Consider the following 487-nt stretch of genomic DNA (forward strand, 5'->3'; position numbering starts at 1 on the left):
GTTTTACCAATCAAGAGTTTCAAATTGGTTCAAGTTCAAATCAAACAGTAAAAGCGACTATTGGTGCTACTCAGTCTTCAAAAATAGGTGTGACAAGATTTGAAACAGGTTCTCAAAGTTTTACTTCAGGGGTTGTAGGACTTACAATCAAAAATTACAATGGCATTGAAGATTTTAAATTTCAAAGCGTTGTAATCTCAACTTCAGTAGGAACAGGTCTTGGAGCTTTGGCTGAGGAGATCAATAGAAACGCTGATAAAACAGGCGTTAGAGCTAGTTATGATGTTAGAACTATAGGAGCTTATGCAATTAAAGGTGATTCAACATCTGCAGACTTTGCGATTAATGGAGTAACTATTGGTAAAGTTGATTATAGCGATGGCGATGAAAATGGATCTTTAGTTTCTGCGATCAATGCGGTTAAAGATACCACAGGTGTTACAGCTTCTAGGGATGAAAATGGACGTTTAGTTCTTACTTCAGCTGA

The 487-nt window shown here is 36.8% G+C and carries 1 protein-coding gene; it reads left to right on the top strand.

The window, feature by feature from the left end; genetic code table 11:
* Nucleotides 1–487 (top strand): flagellin hook IN motif-containing protein (locus tag H2280_RS08505; RefSeq protein WP_337216267.1); only part of this gene is annotated, 487 nt, incomplete at both ends.

The sequence above is a fragment of the Campylobacter sp. 2457A genome, assembly GCF_020135895.1.
GTDB lineage: Bacteria > Campylobacterota > Campylobacteria > Campylobacterales > Campylobacteraceae > Campylobacter_D > Campylobacter_D taeniopygiae.